This is a genomic window from Phyllobacterium sp. OV277, assembly GCF_900104355.1.
In the GTDB taxonomy this organism is placed as follows: Bacteria; Pseudomonadota; Alphaproteobacteria; order Rhizobiales; family Rhizobiaceae; genus Phyllobacterium.
This window is the reverse complement of the sequence record NZ_FNIY01000004.1, coordinates 363770-383529: the sequence shown is the minus strand read 5'-3', so window position 1 is coordinate 383529 and position 19760 is coordinate 363770. Positions and strand designations below refer to the sequence as shown.

Here is a 19760-nt window from a genome sequence, read left to right as displayed (position 1 = left end):
GTATTCACCGCATCGGCTGCAATGAATTGGCGTGTCCGAGTTTACGTCCTTCGGTATGTTGAGATATGTCGTACCGCAGTCGCGGCACCTGAGTATGTGGTCCAGTTCCTTTGTCATAACGCTGCTCGCTATAAAGGCAAAACCGGGCGGAATTTTATCCGCAAATTTTCAGTTGGCAATACGAATTACGAACTAAACTCTGTCACTTGAGGCCACATTGTGCTCCGCAAATTGATAACATCGGTTCTCGACTACCAATTCGGCTCTAATGGGTAAATGTTTGAAAGCTCAGGAGGCCCAAATTTGAAATGAGCGTTACACTTAGTTCTCGTTCTATCGTTCCGATACAAGGTTGGATCATAAGTGTATCATCGCTGATCCACTCCGGCATCCCAATCTAGACACGCGTCGTTCGAATCCAGTTAATTTCTCCTGACTGGGTGGTTTTTACAAACTTGCCGCGATAGCATTTTAGACTGTTAATCCACTTTTTTGTCCATTTATGATTTGCCCATGTTTCATGAATTATTTTACTATCAAATCTGCCTGTACAAACTTCTATCAGGTTTTACGAATAGGACGTAGAAATTCCGGATCACGTGTTATTTCAGCAACACGTACCTCGACAATACAAAGGTATTTCGAAGATTATTTATGTTCAAAATATCTATAATAGAATAAATTCGGGTGTAGTATCCAAATAATTGATTTAATTGAATTATCTTCAGAAGCATACGGCAAGATAACAGACAGGGATTTGGTGTACTCCGAATGATGTCCAGGTGAATAGCTCCAAATTATGAGTGAACACTAATTTTCAGCTTCCGTATGCGGCCGGAAAAGCCCGATTTGTGTGTTGACCCCAACTTATTGGGGTGCATACAAGAAGAGTGCGATCTGATGATTGCGCAGTGTGGGGCTGGGGGTTTTTCGTTTTTGCGTTCTGTTGCGCTTTCCAGCGCCTTGAACGCTGTATCCGGTTAAACTACCCAAGGTTGAGCATAATAAGATGTTCAATTTAAAATTGAATGGGGTGGGCTAATTGAGACACAGTGGCGCAAACATCATCAGGAAATTCCATTCGCCTCTCTCACTTCTCTTTGTCCTCATATTAGCCCTCTTCAGTACTGCATTGCCGGGCATTGCCTTCGCGCAGGTTCAGCGCAGTTTCGTCAATCAGGGTTTTGAGAGCCCAAATCTCGGCAGCACAAACTGTCTTGCATTTCTGTCGGATAGTCAGGTTCCAGGCTGGAGTACGTCGCACCCCACCGCCGCGACGAGCAGTGGTTGTACTCTTCAGCCCAACACGACGAGTGGCCCGCTTATCGAAATGTGGACGACTGGCTTTCAGGGTGTTCCTGCTGCACAGGGATCGCAGTTCGTTGAATTGAACGCGAACGTGCAATCGCGTCTTTACCAGAACATCTGCCTCGTCAAGGGCGAACAGTTCAGTTGGCAGTTTTCGCACCGCCGTCGGGCAACGAGTGGCACAGAAACAGCAATATTCAACATTGCTCCCACGCCTGAACTGAATGCTCCAAACACGAGTGTAATTTTCACCTCCGTGGCGAATGCTTCTTCCTGGTTCAATCGCAGTGGCACCTACACCTATAACGGAAACTCCGGTGTCCAGACGCTTGGCTTTGCGTCTGGTAACGCGGGTAGTGTCGGTAACTTCCTTGATAACATTCAGATCACCTTGTCGCCTTACGTGGAGTTCCAGCCCGGCAGTGCGTCAGGTGCTGAAAGCATTGCGACTGCAAATTTGCCAGCCTTCCGCATCGCAGGGACGCTGACCTCGGCAATAACTGTACAGGTAGCACTGAGCGGCACAGCCACGCTCGGTACAGATTATACAACACCAAACGGTACGAACACGTTTAATGTCACCATTCCCGCCGGTGACTATGACGGAACGCAGAGCATTGCGACCGGTGTTTCGATCGTAAACGATACGGTCATTGAGGCGAACAAGACCATTCAGTTTACCATGACGGCCAATCCGGGGTCGTACACCATCGCCAGCGCGACAACCTGTGGTGCAGCTGCCAATGGTACCTCGACCTATACGATCCTTGATGACGATGTCCGCATTACTGTCAAGAAAGCACTGACCGGCACACGCGTCGCGGCAACTGACCAGTTTGCCTTGACGATCGCTGGCGCCAACGGCCCGATTAGCGCGACAACTACGGGAGCCGGTGCAGCGGCGAACGGCCAGGCGCAGCTTTCCAATATCACCGTCGGCACCTCCTATACCCTGTCGGAAGCTATGGCCAGCGGCAGTTCCAGCCCAATCGCGCTTTACGGTGGCGTGATAGCCTGTGCAAACGCCAAAACTGGTGCAACCACCACATTGCCATCGGGGGGGGGAACAAGCTTCTCGGTAACCCCGACGGCTGGCGACGATATTACCTGTACCTTCACCAATACGCCAAAGCGACCATCGATGACGATGGTAAAAAGCGCCGGAACTCCGTCGGGGACAACCGCCGGATCGACAATCCAGTATAGCTTCACCATTACCAATACCGGTGATGTAGCGCTGTCACCCCTCTCGATCACAGACCCGAAGTTGAATGCTCCTGCTACATGTCCGAGCACAGTGGCTCCCGGCGCGACTGCGGTTTGCACCGGTACACACACAATCACACAAGCGGAGGTGGATGCTGGGGTTGTCATCAACAGTGCGACTGCGACAGGAACGCCGCCTGGTGGTGCTACGCCGATCACGACGCCGCCTAGTGGGACGAGCACCCCTATTGCTGCTGCTGGCGCTCTGACGGTCGTCAAGGCGGCAGGGACGCCGACAGGCAGCACGGCTGGGTCGACGATTGCGTACACATTTACCGTGAGGAACACGGGTAATGTGACGTTGAGTTCCATTGTCGTTACGGATCCAAAAATCCCTGCGCCGGGTCCAACGTGTCCTGTTACGCAGCTTGCGCCGAATGTGAGTACGATCTGCACAGGAACGCATACGATCACGCAGCTTGAAGTTGATGCGGGTAAGGTCGACAACAGTGCGACGGCAACCGGCACGCCGCCTGCGGGTACCCCCATCACCAGTGCGCCAAGCCCGACGTCTACACCGTTGACACGCACGGGCTCTGTTTCGGTCACCAAGACGGCCGGCGCTCCGTCCGGCAATTCGGTCGGGTCGACGATTGGCTATTCCTTCAGCGTCAGGAATACCGGCAACGTTACGTTGACCAATCTTGTCATCAACGATGCAAAGCTTGATGCGGCCGCGACCTGTGCCCAGACGACACTTGCGCCCAACGCTGTGACCACCTGTACGGGTACGCACACGATCACGCAGGCTGAAGTTGATGCGGGAACGTCGAACAATACGGCGCAGGCAACCACCAAAGGACCGGATGGCAATCCTGTTAACAGTGCCAATTCGACGGCCATTACACCTCTTACGCGGTCAGCCTCTCTGAGCGTTACCAAGGTTGCGGGCACGCCAACGGCCGCTACGGCGGGTTCAACGATACCCTACACGTTCACGGTCAGAAACACCGGCAATGTTACGTTGACGGCTGTGGTCATCAACGATGCCAAGCTGAATGCTGCAGCGGTGTGCGATGTAACGAGCATTGCTCCAAACGCAAGTGCAACCTGTACTGGCACGCATACGATTACACAGGCTGAGGTCAATGCCGGGACATCCAACAACAGCGCGACCGCAAGCGGTACGCCGCCAACCGGTGGCGCCATCACGAGTTCGCCCAGCACAACCGCAACACCACTTGCCAGTGCACCGGCACTGACGATCGACAAGTCCGCTGGCACCCCAACCAGCAATGCTGTGGGTGGAACAATTGCCTATACGTTTGTCGTCAAGAACACCGGCAATGTGACACTGACAACCGTGGGCATCAATGATGCGCGGCTGAGCAGCCCGGCCACATGTCCGGTAACAACATTGCAGCCCGGCGACAACACAACCTGCACAGGCTCCCATACGATCACGCAGGATGAAGTCAATGCGGGAACCGCCGACAACATAGCAACAGCCAATGGCGCGCCACCGACCGGTCCCAGAACGATCAGCAGCCCAGATGGAACGTCGACCCCTCTAACCCGCACGTCGTCGATTACAATCGACAAGTCGGCCGGTGCGCCAAGCGGCAATATTCCCGGCTCGACGATCACCTATTCGTTCCGCGTTGAGAACACGGGCAATACGACGCTCGTGAATATCGGCGTGAATGATTCCAAGCTGACCACAGCCCCGGTCTGCGCCACGACAACACTGCTGCCCGGCACAAACACGACCTGCACAGGCACCTACACGATAGCCCAGACGGACGTCGATGCCGGACAGGTTGTCAACAGTGCGACCTCGACCGGTACATCGCCAACGGGTCCTGTAACCAGCACGCCATCAGCCAAGACCACGCCGATCACGCAGTCAAAGTCCATCACGATCAACAAGGTTGCGGGCACTCCTACTGGTAATGCGGCCGGTCAGACCATTCCGTATACGTTCACGGTGAAGAATACCGGTAACATCACATTGACGGCAATTGTCATCACCGATGTGAAGCTGGATGCAGCCGCGGTCTGCACGACCACGACACTGGCTCCCGGAGCAGATACGACCTGTACGGGTACCCACACCATCACGCAGGCCGAGGTGAATGCCGGCAGGGTGACGAACTCCGCGATTGTCAGCGGAACGCCGCCATCGGGTCCGGTTATCACCGGTGGACCATCAACCACCGATACACCGCTGACGCGTTCCCCCGCCCTGACCGTTGACAAGCAGGCGGGTACTCCCACGGGCAACAGCGCGGGAGCAACGATCAGCTATACGTTCAAGGTCGTCAACACAGGCAATGTGACCCTTACCGGCCTCGTGATCAACGATCCAAAGCTGAATGCAGCGGCGGTATGCCCTGTCACGACGCTCGCCCCCGGTGCCGACACCACCTGTACCGGCACCCACACGGTTACGCAGGATGAAGTCAATGGCGGAACGGTAAACAACAGCGCCACGGCAACAGGTACATCGCCAACTGGATCCGGCGTAACCAGCCCGCCGGACACAACCGCAACGCCAATCACGCGTACGCCCAATCTGACTATCCTCAAGACAGCCAGCCCCGTAACGGGCAATCGGGTTGGCGACACTATTACTTATTCCTTCAGGGTGGAGAATACCGGCAACGTTACCCTGACGAATGTCAAAGTGACCGATCTTCTGCCGAACATTATTCTGGCAGGTGGTCCCATCGCGACTTTTGTGCCCGGCGCCGTTGATACGACCACGTTCACGGCTACCTATACGCTTGTTCAGGCGGATATTGAGGCGGGTGTCGTCAACAACAGTGCGACTGCAAAGGGCACGCCGCAAGGTGGTGGAGCGGAGCTGAGCAGTGCGCCATCAACAACGTCCACACCCATCACAGCGGCATCGGCCCTTTCCCTCGTCAAGCGGGCAGGCGCGCCGTCGGGGAACACGGAAAATTCAACAATTGTCTACACGTTCCAGATTACCAATACGGGGAATGTGCTGGTCACCAATATTGCCGTCAATGATCCGAAGCTGACAAATATCACCTGCAATGCAACCTCGCTCGCACCGGAGGCTGTGACGACCTGCACAGGCACTTATTTGATCACGCAGGGGGAAGTGAACGCCGGTAGGGTTGACAATACAGCAACAGCGAGCGGGACACCCTCGCGCGGTACATCGCCGGTTGTCAGCAATCCATCGCAGACGACTACCCCTATCGCGGCGGCACCAGCTATCAACCTTGTCAAGACTGCCGGTACGCCATCGGGCAACAGTGCAGGTTCGACCATCGTCTATACCTTTACCGTTAAAAACACTGGCAATCTTCCATTGACCGCTGTCAATGTTACCGATCCGCTTCTCGCCGTTCCTGGCGGGCCGGTTTCGCTTGCGCCCAACGCGACGCATGTATTCACGGCTACCTACACGATCACCCAGGCGGATGTGAACAGGGGTGAGGTCGTCAATACGGCGCAGGCCACTGGAACATCCGGAAGCGCGACTGTTAAGGACGATGACAGCGCCGTCGTCAGCATCAGACAGGCTCCAGAACTCAGCCTGGTTAAAACCCATGGAACACCAACCGGCAGTGTTGTGGGGTCGACCATCCCTTACACTTTCACCTTGCAGAATACCGGCAATCTTCCGCTGACAAATGTGACGGTAACGGAATCCCTTGCGGGCGTTGTCCTGACCGGTAATCCCATCGCCACGCTTGCTGTCAATGAAACCAAGACGGTTACCGGTGTCTATACGATCACCCAGGCAGACATTGACCGCGGGCACGTCACCAACAGTGCGACGGCGTCGGGAACCGATAGCAATGGAGTTGCTGTTCCAAGCTTGCAGAGTTCCACGGATACGCCGATTGAGCAAAAGCCGTCGCTTGTTATTGTCAAGGATGTCGTTGCCGGAACGCCTGCGCAAAACAGGGCCGGTTCAAAGATCGATTACACTTTTGTTGTAACGAATAACGGCAATCTGCCGCTGACAAATATCTCTGTGAGTGACGGCAAATTGGATGCCGCCGCAACGTGCCCAGTGACGGCGCTTGCTCCCGGTGCGCAGACGACCTGTACCGGCTCGCATACCCTGACCCAGGCCGACGTGAATGCTGGCAAGGTGACAAACACGGCAACGGCGGCCGGTCAAACAGCAGGTGGCAAATCCGTCGTCAGCCCGCCCTCAACAAAAGAAAAGACCATTCCTGAAGAGGGCGCACTGGTCATCGTCAAGTCGGCTACGCCTCCGACAGGAAACACTGCAGGATCGATTGTCCACTACACCTTTGTGGTGACCAACACCGGCAATATACCGCTTACGCTCGTCGACGTTGCCGATAACAGGATCGATGTTGATGTCAGCGGTGGCCCATACACGATGCAGCCGGGGGAAACCAAAACCTTTATCGCGGACTATACCCTGAAACAGGACGATATTGAGAACGGAACCATTCTCAATTCAGCAACTGCGTCGGGTAGAACGCCGACCGACAAAGTTATCACGAGCCCGCCTGATAAGTTCACCACGACTGTTCCTGCTGCTGCCGCGCTGACCATTGTCAAGAATGCAGGAACCCTGTCAGGTCAGTCGCAAGGTTCGACGCTTCCCTACACATTTACCGTCACGAATACGGGTAATGTGAAGGTCACCGGTATTGTCGTCCACGATGCAAAGATTGCGACGATCACATGTGACAAGACCGCGCTTGATCCGAAGGAAGTGGCTCAGTGTACGGGTACCTATACGATCACGCAGGGTGATGTGAATGCCGGCTTTGTCAACAACACTGCCAATGCAACCGGTACGCCATCGCGTGGTTCGCCATCCATCACCAGTAACGACTCACAGACCTCAACGCCCATAAAATCTGCGGCGGCGATCTCGTTGCAGAAGGTTGCTGGTACACCTACGGGGAACAAGAAGGGTTCGACTGTACCTTACACATTCACGGTTGAGAATATCGGGAATGTGACACTGAGCGCAATTGCGATCAGCGATAACAAGTTGCTCACTGCACCCGTCTGCGTCCTGACATTGCTGGACCCTGGTAAAAGCACAACCTGTACAGGGACTTATACGCTGACACAGGATGACGTTAACATTGGTACCGTTGTTAACGAGGCCACTGTCAGCGGCACTCCGCCGACCGGTTCTGTAGTCACCGCGACTGATGATGCAACTGTCAACATCACCGCTTCACCGTCCCTGAAAGTTGAAAAGTTTGCCGGCACGCCATCAGGCAACACTGTAGGTTCGACGATAAGCTACACTTTCCGGGTCGAGAACACCGGCAATGTGACCCTGAAAGATGTTGCGCTCTCGGATCAATTGGCTGACGTCGTTCTCTCCGGCGGTTCGATTGCCACGTTTGAACCAGGTACCGTGAACACAACGACGTTCACTGCTGTCTACACACTTAAGCAGGAAGACGTCGACAAAGGCTCGGTCGTAAACACCGTGACCGGATCCGGCACAGCTCCCAATGGCACAGTGGTCAAGGGCGATGGCACTGTAACATCACCGATCACATCGGCGGCGAGCATTACCGTCGACAAAAAGGCATCGGCGCCCACTGGCAACACGAAAGACTCGACAATCACCTATACATTTACGGTTAAGAATACCGGCAATGTAACGCTGGCTGCCATTGCGATCACCGACACCAAGCTGCTCTCGCCACCGGTTTGCGCCGCGACACAATTAGCACCAAATACATCGACGACCTGTACCGGGACGTACACGCTGACGCAAGACGATGTGAACACAGGTAGGGTAGTTAATAGTGCCGACGTGAAGGGCACGCCTCCAACAGGCCCCGATGTCAAGGGCACAAGTGGTGTATCGACGGTCATTCCCGCTGCGGCCGCTATTACGCTAGAAAAGAAGGCAGGAACGCCTTCCGGAAATGCGGTTGGGTCCACTATTGACTACACATTTACAGTCAAGAATACAGGCAATGTAACGCTGAGAGGCATAACACTGACCGATATACTGCCTGGCATTGTGCTGACCGGTGGTCCGATTGATCTTGACCCGGGCAAAGAAGACGCAACAACCTTCACGGCTGTCTATAAGCTGATACAGCCCGACCTCGATGCTGGCAAGGTTGACAACAAGGCTACCGTATCAGGCAAGCCTGACAACAGCCCGGCGGTGACGGGCGAAAGCGCGACGGTATCGACACCAATAACGTCGGCACCTGCCATGACTGTCGAGAAGACAGCTGGCGCACCGTCGGGCAACACTGTAGGTTCGACGATTGCTTATACCTTCAAGATCACGAATACCGGCAATGTGACATTGAGCAACATTACGCTCGCTGATCAGATGGCCGGTGTTGTATTGACCGGTGGATCGATTGCCACGCTCAATCCGGCTAGTGTCGATACAACAACCTTCACGGCTGTCTATAAGCTGACACAGGCGGACATCGACAACGGCTCTGTCACCAACAAAGTTATCGCAAACGGCCTCACTCGTGATAACAAACCGGTCACTGCCAATGGTCAGGTGATCACAAACATTACCGCAGCGCCTGCAATCACGCTTGTCAAGACGGCAGGTGTGCCTTCGGGCAATACGGTAGATGCAACGGTAGATTATACCTTCACGGTAAAGAACACCGGTAACGTAACCCTCAAGAATATCACGCTCGCCGACCCGCTTACCGGCATTGTATTGACCGGCGGCCCGATCAAGGAGCTAGTGCCAAATGCCGAAGATACGACAACCTTCACGGCGCAATACAAACTCAAGCAAGCGGATATCGACGCGGGTAAAGTCGTAAACACAGCGACCGTCACCGGCAACCCGCCAACAGGTGCGGCTGTGTCCGGGTCAGGCACGGCAACCGCCTTGATCAAGGCAACGCCATCCCTCAGTTTGGTCAAGAAAGCAACCTCTGGTGATCCGTACACCGCAGTGGGTGGCAAGGTCACATATGATTACGTCGTGACCAACAGCGGCAACGTAACGATCACGCAAGCCCTTGCCGTGATGGACGACAAGATTGCGGCAGTGTCCTGCCCGGCGCTGCCAGCGGGTGGGCTTGCACCAAAGGCAACGCTGACCTGCACGGGTACATATACAATCGTGCAAACCGATCTGGATGTCGGCTCTGTGACTAACAACGCAAAGGCTACAGACGGGACGACGACGTCGCCGGTTGCAACGGTAACCGTCAAGGCGACGTTGAGCCCCGGGCTGAGCGTCGAAAAGAAGGCGGGAACACCATCGGGTAATACAGTCGGCTCGACGATTGACTATACGTTCACCGTAAAGAATACCGGCAATGTTACCATAAAGGGCATTGCGCTGGCTGATAGTCTTCCCGGCGTTGTGCTGACGGGCGGACCTATTGATCTTGCGCCCGGTGCGCAGGATACGGCGACGTTCAAGGCACGCTATACATTGACCCAGGCCGATCTGAATACCGGAAAAGTTGTCAACACCGCGACAGTATCCGGCACGCCGGCAACTGGCGGCAATACCGTTACCAGCCCGCCCAGTCAGGTAACGACGCCTGTTACGCCGATTGCCGCGTTGACTGTTGTCAAGACCGCCGGACAGCCATCGGGCAACACCGTTGGCTCGACGATCAACTATACATTCACAATTACCAATACAGGCAATGTGGACCTGACGAATGTCACCGTAGCGGACGCCTTGCCGAATGTGGTTCTTTCCGGTGGACCGATCGCGCTGCTCACGCCAGGTCAGGCGGACAGCACAACGATTACCGCCCGCTATACGCTTGTTCAGGCGGATCTCGATGCTGGACAAGTCGTCAATTCTGCGACCGCATCGGGCACACCGTCAAGCGGGGGAACGCCTGTTGCCAGTGCGCCAAGTGCGACAACGACGCCGATCCAGCAGGATCCGAAGATTGAGGTTACGAAGGCAGGGAAGATCACGGATGTGAACGGCAACGGGTTTGTCGATGCCGATGATACGATCACCTACAGCTTCGTGGTGAAGAATACGGGCAATGTGGTTGTCAATGACATTGCGCCTGTCGATGCGGGTCCGACGTTCAACGGGAAGCCTGCAGCAGGTAAGCTCAGCGCATTCTCGCCGGGACCTACAGCCATTGCACCGGGTCAGACACATACATTCACGGCGACCTACAAGCTGGCGCAGTCGGATGTGGATGACGCAGCTGGTGTCAAGGATGGTGTTCTCAACAAGGCGACGGCGCGCGGTTATTACCGGGGCGGGGCTACCGGCGGGACTGCCGTGGATGCTGCGGAGGCAAAAGCGGTTCTGGATCTGCCTGCGGCGCAACCTTCCGACGTGACGATCACGAAGCAGGCAGGGTTGCGTCAGATCAGGCGCGGTGAGAAGGCACCGTTCACCATCAAGGTGACGAACAAGACGAACAGCAATGTTGGCGGGGTCAATGTGATTGACCGGATGCCGTCAGGGTTCCGCTATGTGGATGGTTCGGCGACGATCAACGGGGTTGCGGCGACGCCTGTGATCAACGGGTTGAGTGTGCTGTTCGAGAATATTGCGCTTGGGCCGAAGGCTGAAGTTGTGATCCGGCTGCAGATGCTCGCGTTGAGCTCCGCAGGTCCGGGCAAACATGTCAACCGGGCGCAGGTGACGGGTCCGGGCGGCAATAGGCTTGCGCCGGATGCAAGTGCCGCGGTGGAGATCGTGGTCGAGCCGGTGTTCGATTGCGGTGATATCGTCGGCAAGGTTTTTGATGATCTGAACAGCAATGGCTATCAGGATCAGGGTGAGCCGGGGCTGCCGGGCGTGCGGGTTGTCACGGTGCGTGGTCTGTTGATCACCACGGACAAGTTCGGGCGCTTCCATGTGGCCTGTGCCGATCTTCCCGACAGCCGTATCGGTTCGAACTTCATCATGAAGCTTGACCCACGCACATTGCCGACGGGATACCGGCTGACGACGGAGAACCCGCGGGTGATCCGGTTGACGGCGGGCAAGATGTCCTCATTGAACTTTGGTGCTTCGCTGGGACGTGTGGTGCGGCTTGATCTGAAGGACGAAGCCTTTGAGGCTGGCGGCAACACACTGAAAGAGCAGTGGGACAAGGGCATCGACCAATTGATCATGGTGTTGAAGGAGAAGCCGTCAACGCTGCGCATCAGCTATGTCGCCGGTTCTGCCACGCCGCTTACCCAAGAACGCATGGATGCCATTCAGGAGGAAATAGCCAAACGATGGAAATCGGCCGGAGGTGAGTACGAACTGAACATTGAGACACGCGTGGAGGCAGGCAAATGAGAACGATCCGCGCCAACTCACCCTATAAGAATACTGGCCATAAGAATGGCGACCATAAGAACAGTGGCCTGTCGTCAAAGCTGCGCTACCGCTTGTTACTTGCCGGTTGTGCATTCATCGGCACAGGTTTTGGCCCAGCCGTTGCGCAGGAACAGACGCCCAAGCCGGAATGTCTGGATACAGCTTGCACCAGTGCGCTGCGGGGGCAGGTTCTTGATAACAGCACAGCCGTCAAAGGCGCGCGTATTGCGCCCAATGTCGAACAGGAAAAGCCCGGTGATGCCGGAAACATTCCCTTTTCGATCAGCGTCGACGGCGAGCCTGTTGTGGAAAGCAAAAAGCCGGCAAAGCCAGCCACCGAGGCGGTAAAATCAACGCCGGCGGTTGCGCAAAAAGCCCCCGATCTTCAACGCAAGGCCGATGTCGGCTTGAGTGCCGTCGACATTCAGGTCAAGTTCGACGGCCTTGATACAAAGCCGCTGCTGAATGTGTCGACAACACCGGTGCGGCGCTCCTACCGTGTGGGAGAACCGGTCCGCTTTCTTGCGACGTCAAATTATCCTGCTTTCATCACGCGTTCGGAAATCCGCATTTTTGAAGCAAAGGATTCGGTGACCGAAACGCCTGTGGCGGTCATTCCGGTTGCGGTCAATGGCGAGGCGGGCTGGGTGATGCCGCCGACAAAGAACGATGAGACACGGTTCAAATATGTCCTGCGCGTCTATGACGACAAGGCGCGCTATGACGAGACGACGCCGCTGTCGCTGGCCCGCACGGACCGGGAACTGCCTCCTGAAAATCAGGGCAAGGTAACGGACGCGGTTGCGCCTGGCATGGGCGATGACAATACGGCCTTACGCAACATTCAGGTCTATGGCGGTGCTGTCACCGTCTATGGGCGCAATGTGCCTGAGGGCTACCGGGTGCGGGCATTGGGCGACACGATCCCGACTGATCCTGATCATGCCTTTGTCATGCAGCGCATTCTGCCGCCCGGCGATCATGATGTGGATGTGGCAGTTCTCGGCTCCTTGAAGGGCAGCGCGCTTGACTTCAAGCGGCAGATCAACATCCCGAAGAATGACTGGTTCTACGTGGCCATTGCGGACCTTACCGTCGGCAAGCGTTTTGGTGACAAGAACATCGAAACGGTGCGCGAGGGCGAATATGACAGTGTCTATACCAAGGGTCGGCTGGCCTTTTATGTGAAAGGCAAGATCAAGGGAAAGTATCTTTTGACGGCCGCTGGCGATACCGGTGAGGACAAGCTGGAGAACATGTTCCGCGGGCTTGATTCAAAGGACCCACGGCAATTGTTGCGCCGGATCGATCCCAATCAGTTCTATCCGATCTATGGCGATGACTCGACCGTGATCGACGATGCACCGACCAATGGCAAGTTCTTTGTCCGGCTTGATCGCGGCGACAGCCATGTGATGTGGGGCAATTACAAGGCGATCATCAAGGGCACGGAGTTCATGCGCTCCGAGCGCGCGCTTTATGGTGCAAGCGGCGTCTACCGCTCGGAGGCGACCACACCGTTTGGCGAGCGCGAGACAGAGGTCACGCTCTATGCCGCCCAGCCTGATACGCTGCCGCAGCGCGACGAGTTTCTGGGAACCGGCGGTTCCGCCTACTTCATGCGCCGTCAGGACATTACGGTCGGTTCGGAAACGGTGACCGTGGAGATCCGCGATTCCACCACCAATCAGGTGATCGAGCGACGCACGCTGCGCTATGGCGAAGACTATTCATTCGACTATCTGCAGGGCGTGGTGATCTTGAAGCGCCCATTGTCCTCGTCGACGGGAACAACAGGTCCGGTGCGCGAGGGCGCACTTGGCGGCAACAAGGTCTACCTGATCTCGCAATATGAGTTCACGCCGGTGGCGGGTGATCTTGATGGCTATGTCTATGGCGGACGCGCGCAAAAATGGTTCGATGACAAGGTGCGCATCGGCGTAACCGGCATGAACGAGAATACCGGGCTCGCCAACCAGCAGGCTTATGGCGCCGATATCCAGATACGGCATTCGGAAAAGACGTTTCTTGAGGCAGAGGTCTCGCACTCCAAAGGTCCGGGATTCGGCTCATCGCGTTCGACCGATGGCGGTCTGACGCTCAGCGATGTCGACACCACAGGCACCCGTGATCGGGCGGCCATGGCCTGGCGGGCCAAGGGTCAGGTCGATCTTGAAGATTTGACCAAGAGCGGGGTCAAGGGAACTGTCGGTGCTTACTACGAGCAGAAGCAGGCCGGGTTCTCCACGCTTTCCGACCAGATATCGGTTGATCAGCGCATCTGGGGCGCGCATGCGGATGTGGAGATTACCAAGAATACCAAGTTCAACCTTGCCTATGATGACTTTACCGAATCCAATGCCCGCAGCGAATTTGATGGCAGGGAGCTTGGCGGGCGCACCAAACGCAAGGGCAGCGCCGCCATTACGCAGCAGCTGGATGAATACTGGAAGGTCGCCTTCGGTGTCACCTATACGGATCTGTCAAACCCGCGGGCCTCGTCGGTACGCAAATCGGGCTATAATGGATCGCGTCTTGATGCGGGCGTGCGTGTGGAATATGCGCCCGATGCCGATCACACCTATTATGCCTTTGGTCAGGGGACGCTGTCGCACTCCGGCGACATCGATCGCGGTGATCGCATCGGCGTCGGGTCAAAGTACAAGCTGACCGACAAGATCGATCTGGAAGGCGAGGTCTCCTACGGCACCAATGGTCTGGGTGGGCTGGCAGGCATTGTCTATAACCCGACAGCCGATGACAGCTACTATATCGGTTACCGGCTTGATCCCGACCGTGCCTATGATCTGGAACGCTCCTATGATCTGTCCGGCGTCGACAAGGGTTCCATCGTCATCGGCGCACGGCGCAAGTTCGATGAATACTGGTCTGCCTATGCGGAGAACAATTACGACCTTTTTGGCCGGCGGGATTCGCTGACCAAGTCCTATGGCGTGGTCTATACACCGGACAAGCAATGGACAATCGATGGCGGCTTTGAAGCTGGAACCATCGAAGATGATACTGTTGATCCTGACACCGGACTTGATCGCTCCGACTTCGACCGCAAGGCTGTCTCCCTGTCCATTGGCTACAAGGACAATGACAAGATCACCGCGCGCATTCGTGGTGAAGCACGCTTTGAGGATTCAGACGACAACACCCGCGACCGCAATACCTATCTGTTTGCTACAGGTGTGAACTGGAAAACCAACGACAATTGGCGCATCCTGTTCAATGTCGATGCGGTGCTATCGGATTCAAACTCCGAGGGCTCGTTCCGCGATGGCAATTATGTCGAGGCTTCACTCGGTTACGCCTACCGGCCTGTCGAGAATGACCGGCTGAACGCCCTGTTCAAATATACCTGGCTTTACGACTCGCCCGGTCAGAACCAGGTCAGTGCCGTAACCGGTGATGAATATGGCCCCTCGCAGCGCAGCCATATCCTGTCGGCGGATTTTAACTATGATCTCTTCCCGTGGCTGTCCGTCGGCGGCAAATACGGCTTCCGCTACGGCGAGGTGCGCCAGCGGCTGCTCGAAGGTGACCGCGAGAAGTACGACGACTGGCAGACCTCATCGGCGCATCTTGGCATCATCCGTACCGATCTGCACATCGTCAAGAACTGGGATGGCCTTCTGGAAGGGCGGGTCATGTACATGCCTGAAGCTCAGACTACCGACTTCGGCGCCCTCGTTGCCCTCTACCGCCATGTCGGCGAGAACTTCAAGGTTGGCGTCGGCTATAACTTCGGCAACTTCTCCGATGACCTCAGAGACCTGACCCTCAACGATCAGGGCGTCTTCCTTAATGTCATCGGAAAGTTCTAGGGAATATGCAATGCGGAAAACCAAGTGCCTTAAATCAAGCCGTAGCCGGATCATCGATAAGGTGAATCATCCTTGCGACGATGTGTATTCGATGGGAGAGATATCATATCTGTTGCAGCGCCGTGACTGGCTAACGGACATCCTGATCGACGCATTGAGCTGGAATACGCAATGTACGAAAGGTTTTTGGCCGTTATTCCTTCAATCACTCTCATCCAACTTTACAATGATGCAATATCGGCCGGGCGAGAAGATACCGGGATAAGGCAGGGGATGCACGGTTTAGTAATATTGGTTCTCGCCTACCAATTCGGCTCCAAATAGGGGAGAGCATCTCATTGATTATATGAGGAACACTATAATAAGCCAACAATCTTCGTTTACATGCCGATATGATTGAGTGGCTTTCGGTTCAACGATCTTAACGACGATCTCGCCGCCGCAATCGCAATGAACGATTTTGCCACGCCATATTAATAACAATGGACAATGAATATGCCGCCGAAGGTTGAGTATCCTCGGAGCTGTCGCCGTGGCCAAATCGTAAACCTGGATTAAAACAATCAGTTCTTACTTTTGGGCGCCCGCATGTTGGAGCCAACGCCAGGGCAAGCATTCCACGGTGGAACGCCTGCTCCATGAATTGCTCAAAAATCTGTAGTAGCTTCGAAATCCTCCGTTGAAGGAGACCAACTTCGATGAACAGCTACGCCCCATCGTCGATGACAACTATAAAGGGTCATGCTCCGTAGAACCAACCCATCCTCCCACCTCGCTTGCGAAATGCCGTGCTGAATGCACTGGCTGACTCGTACCCGATATCGTCTGCAATTCTGTCTGGGATCTTTGCGCCTTGTAAAAGCGAATCCTTCGTCAAAACCATACGCCACCGGGCAAGATGCTCGATTGCTCCACATCCAAGTACCGATCCGAAACGGGCTGCAAATGCTGAGCGCGACATGCCAGCGATTTGCGCGAGACCCGCGACAATCCGGTTCCCGCGAACATCTGAATGCATCGCACCCCGCACTCTGGCAAGCATCGGGTCGCGCATTCCCCGGTGATCAATTTGAACCGCCCCGGGTTTGCCGGAGGCCATTTCGTTTAAGTTACGTGGCCATGGCTGCTTCGTCCAGCACGGCGTAATACCGCTCTTCAGCTTCGGCTGGCGGTATATTCCCGATGGGCTCCAGAAGTCGTCGGTGGTTAAACCAGTCGACCCATTCCAGGGTGGTGAATTCTACCGTCTCGAAGCTCTTCCAAGGTCCTCGCCGATGTATGACCTCGGCCTTGTAGAGACCGTTGATCGTTTCTGCGAGGGCATTGTCGTAGTTGTCGCCGACGCTTCCGACAGATGGCTCGATGCCAGCTTCTGCCAACCGCTCGGAATACCGAATGGACACGTATTGAACGCCCCTGTCCGAGTGATGAACGAGGCCGCCATCATGAAGGGCCGCCGATCATGAAGCGCCTGGTCCAGGGCATCGAGGACGAAGCTTGTGTGTGCCGTCCGGCTTGCCCGCCAGCCAACGATGCAACGAGCGAAGACGTCGATGACATGATAGCTCCACTTTCTCAGAAGTTGGAGCCTCCGGCAAACCCGGGGCGGTTCATTTACGACATCCAAGGGAGTTTATTCGGTCCACTGTGTAAGGGTTTATTGTTTCGAAAAAGGCTGCGCAGTGATGCTGCCTTTGACGAGTCAAATTGACCGTTTCGTCATGACTAACGATGTTGTAAGCACTCTTTATAATCATCGCACAGTGCGTCGGGCATGCAGCAAACGAAGCAACGGTAACCAAACCCACGAACCGAAGGTGACCAGATTTGTTTGGGCATTGATACCGTTTCAATATTCGAAACGTGTATCCTATACTTTTTTCAAATGGTCGTTTCGGCTGGATCAGAATTCGACTGTGTCACCCCGCCTGCGGATGGCATGATAAATGGGCAACCGTCATTTACGAATCTTTCGTAGGTCTTATCTGCATGCCACCGGCAGTTGGCCAAATTTCACAACACATCCCTATTGAATATCTGTGACCTCTTTGTATACGGTGTATACTTATAACCGAGAGAGCGTCGATGAGTCCAAAGCAACGCATCCTTGACAGTGCACTGAATGAACTGGTCCGCGTCGGTGCGCAGGGGTTTAGTTTACGCGCCGTCGCGGTTGCCGTCGGCATCACGCCGATGGCCATCTATCGCTATTTTAGCAACCGGGAAGAACTTCTTTTCGCAGCAGGCGAAGCCGCCTTCGCAACATGGTTGCGACGTGTCGAAGCTCTCAAGGAGCAAGGGGCGCTGGATTGGCTGCGAAGAGTGGGACAGGCCTACATCGAGTTTGCGCTCGACGAGCCAGCCCACTTCGATGCCTGCTTTGTCATACGGACCCGCGTGGAAAGGCTCTACCCCAAGGACTTTGAAGCAGGGCTATCGCCGGTTATCACAATGGTCACGGAGCGCATCGCAATTGCGCAGGCCGAAAGCAGATTGAGGGCAGGTAACCCCCTGGAGTTTGCACTCTTCTATTGGGCAGAATTGCATGGGCTCGCTTTGTTGCACCGTTCGGGGCGTTTTGCCATGGAACGCCCTGCCTTTTTGGCTCTTACAAACCGGTCCGTTGATCGCATCCTCAACGATGCGACGGCGGGCGAGGGAACGCCGGCAAGCTCATCATGATCAGAAAAGACCATCCATATCTTGGCATTGTCGCAGCCACGACAACAGGATTGCTGTTTTGGGCTTCGCGCGATACGGGATCGTTTGGCCCTCTTGTGCTGATAGCGCCCATTCCATGGCTAGCTTACGCTTTGACGGCAGAGCGTGTCGTGTGGATCGCTGCCTTGTCCTTTTTGGCGGGCACACTTGGTCGGCTTGGATTGATCCTAGCTTATATTGCTGTGATTCCACCGGCTGTGCTCATTCTTTGGATAATCTTCCTGCCGCTTTGGTTTATGGGCACTGTGCTGCTGACACGCTGGCTCTACCGCTCCGCTTCGCTGTGGATGGCTCTGTTGGCTTATCCGGTATTCTCTACGGCAAGCGAGTTCCTGTTCAATCTTATCTCGCCTCACGGCAGCTTCGGATCGCTCGGTTATGCCTTGATTGATCTTCCTATCCTCGTACAGGTTGCCAGCATCGGGGGTGTTGCCGCCCTAACCTTCATCGGCTCGCTTGTGCCAATAGCCGGGACCCTATTCATTATCTCTCCGCGTTCCCGCAGACATACGGCATTCTTTGTTGGGTCACCGTTGATTGTCATCTTGATATGTGGCGCGATCCGGATGGAACAGGGCTTTGACCGGCAAGTGGCTGTCTCTTTAATAGCTATTGACGCATTGCAGGATGACGACGTCAAAGACGAACCAACGGCCCAACGGAACGCGAAGGCCTATGCGGACCTGATCGATACCCTCGCCGGTACGCGCCCCGACATTATCGTCCTTCCCGAGAAAAGCCTGATCCGCAAACCTGGCTGGAGTGACACAGGCACTCTGATACGGAACGCGGCAGAACGACATGGTATCTCCATCGTCGCAGGTTTCAATGAGACCCTGGGAGATGAATCTCATGCCAATACCGCTGAGTTCTATCATCCAATGCAGCAAAACCAGCGCTATCTCAAGCGCAGGCTCATACCAGGTCTTGAGAGCGAGTTCATATCTGGAACGGAGAACCTCATCATCGGGAGCACCGGTATCGCAATCTGCAAGGACATGGATTTTGCCCCGGCTATTCGGGATTATGGCCGGCGCGGCGTTCAATTGATGCTGGTTCCGGCATGGGATTTCAGCGCCGATGCACGATTGCACGCCCGCATGGCAGTCGTGCGCGGTGTGGAAAATGGCTTTGCGGTCGTACGCGCGGCAGCCAATGGCATGCTCACTGTCAGTAATGCATATGGCCAGATAATAGCAGAGAAAGCCACAACCAAAGATTCTGCTGTGATCTTGTCTGCTAACGTTGGATTACGGGACGGTCCAACGCTCTATGTGCTGTTCGGTGATGTCTTTGGCTGGCTTACGGTTGTCGGCAGTGTGCTTTTGATCATCCGTGGATTTGGATTAACGCGAAAGAATTTGGATTGAGTAAACCCCTAGGTGTCATTTCGCCCTCCCGCA

General features: G+C 55.2%; 5 protein-coding genes and 1 pseudogene. 4 read left to right on the top strand and 2 right to left on the bottom strand.

What is annotated here, in order from left to right:
* The first annotated feature begins 1042 nt into the window (after positions 1-1042).
* Positions 1043-11782, top strand: a complete 10740-nt coding sequence (locus tag BLU05_RS16445) for a beta strand repeat-containing protein (protein ID WP_139210477.1) — start codon at positions 1043-1045, stop codon at positions 11780-11782.
* Positions 11779-15636, top strand: coding sequence for an outer membrane protein transport protein (locus tag BLU05_RS16440; protein ID WP_244518386.1), 3858 nt, complete (start codon positions 11779-11781; stop codon positions 15634-15636). The genes BLU05_RS16445 and BLU05_RS16440 overlap by 4 nt, the downstream gene beginning before the upstream one ends.
* A gap of 739 nt (positions 15637-16375) precedes the next feature.
* Here BLU05_RS16440 and BLU05_RS16435 read toward each other — a convergent pair.
* Positions 16376-16654, bottom strand: a complete 279-nt coding sequence (locus BLU05_RS16435) for a helix-turn-helix domain-containing protein (protein ID WP_348271764.1) — start codon at positions 16652-16654, stop codon at positions 16376-16378.
* 91 nt (positions 16655-16745) lie between these two features.
* Positions 16746-17194, bottom strand: a pseudogene (locus tag BLU05_RS16430) (DDE-type integrase/transposase/recombinase); the annotation flags it as partial.
* A 527-nt stretch (positions 17195-17721) separates the two neighbouring features.
* Between BLU05_RS16430 and BLU05_RS16425 the strand changes: the two are divergent.
* Together BLU05_RS16425 and BLU05_RS16420 are read left to right on the top strand one after the other, a co-directional pair.
* Positions 17722-18318: a TetR/AcrR family transcriptional regulator gene (locus BLU05_RS16425; RefSeq protein WP_091882016.1), complete on the top strand. Its 597-nt coding sequence runs from the start codon at positions 17722-17724 to the stop codon at positions 18316-18318.
* Complete coding sequence (locus BLU05_RS16420) at positions 18315-19727, top strand: nitrilase-related carbon-nitrogen hydrolase (protein WP_091882013.1); 1413 nt, start codon at positions 18315-18317, stop codon at positions 19725-19727. Before BLU05_RS16425 ends, BLU05_RS16420 begins: the two co-directional genes overlap by 4 nt.
* Positions 19728-19760: the final 33 nt, after the last annotated feature.

Bases quoted from the DNA above. Each gene is read 5' to 3' on its own strand.
- BLU05_RS16440 (WP_244518386.1), top strand. From the start codon at position 11,779: ATGAGAACGATCCGCGCCAACTCACCCTATAAGAATACTGGCCATAAG.
- BLU05_RS16435 (WP_348271764.1), bottom strand. From the start codon at position 16,654: ATGCATTCAGATGTTCGCGGGAACCGGATTGTCGCGGGTCTCGCGCAA.
- BLU05_RS16425 (WP_091882016.1), top strand. From the start codon at position 17,722: ATGAGTCCAAAGCAACGCATCCTTGACAGTGCACTGAATGAACTGGTC.
- BLU05_RS16420 (WP_091882013.1), top strand. From the start codon at position 18,315: ATGATCAGAAAAGACCATCCATATCTTGGCATTGTCGCAGCCACGACA.